At 64.8% G+C, this 943-nt stretch carries 1 protein-coding gene; it reads left to right on the top strand.

The features are described 5' to 3' along the window. Nucleotides 1–943, top strand: a 943-nt coding sequence (locus GTU76_RS30715) for a type VI secretion system Vgr family protein (protein ID WP_180700258.1), incomplete at both ends; no start/stop codon positions are given.

Below are 943 nucleotides of genomic sequence, written 5' to 3' on the forward strand. Positions count from 1 at the left end.
GGAAACCTTTGGCTCGATCAACATTCCGCGGGTCGGCATGGAGGTGCTGATCACCTTCCTTGAAGGCGATCCCGATCAGCCGCTGATCACGGGTTGCCTGTACCACGGCGCCAATCTGCCGCCGTACAAACTGCCGGATTTCAAGACCCTGGCCACGGTCAAGAGCAAGGAATACAAAGGCAGCCGCGCCAACGAACTGCGCATCGACGACACCACCAGCGAGATCAGCATCGCGCTGCGCAGTGACCACGGTGCGAGTGCGATCAACCTGGGTTATCTGACCCATCCGCGCCCGAGCGGTGGTCAGCCGCGCGGCGAAGGGTTCGAATTACGCACCGACCGCCACGGCGCAGTGCGTGCCGCCGCCGGTTTGCTGATCACCACCGAGCCGCGCCCGAACGAATCCAAGCACCACAAGGATCTGCCGGAAACTGCCGAACGCCTCGCGACGGCCAGCGATCAGCAGGACGGATTCGCCGTTCAAGCCAAAGAGTTGCAAGCCCAAGAGGCGGGCGACCAGGACGACGTCGCCAAAGCGTTGCACGCCCAGCATCAAGGCGTGCTCGGCTCGGGCCCCGCCAACCTCACCGCCAACGAATTTCCCGAGTTCACCGAGCCGCATCTGGTCCTCGCCAGTCCCGCCGGCATCGCCCTGACCACACCGCGCTCCAGCCACATCGCCACCGGCGAACACCTGGCGCTGAGCAGCACCGGCCACACCAGCCTGTCGATCGGCAAACGCTTGCTGGCCAGCGCCAGTCGTGGCATGCGCCTGTTCGTGCAAAGCATGGGCTGGCGGCTGGTTGCGGCCTCCGGCGACATCGACGTGCGTGCGCTGAAGGACAGCATCAACCTGCTGGCCAAACTCAACATCACCGCCAACGCCGACCGCATCACCATCACCGCGAAAACCGAACTGGTGATCCAGGGCGGCGGCAGCGCC

Source organism: Pseudomonas crudilactis, from assembly GCF_013433315.1.
In the GTDB taxonomy this organism is placed as follows: Bacteria; Pseudomonadota; Gammaproteobacteria; order Pseudomonadales; family Pseudomonadaceae; genus Aquipseudomonas; species Aquipseudomonas crudilactis.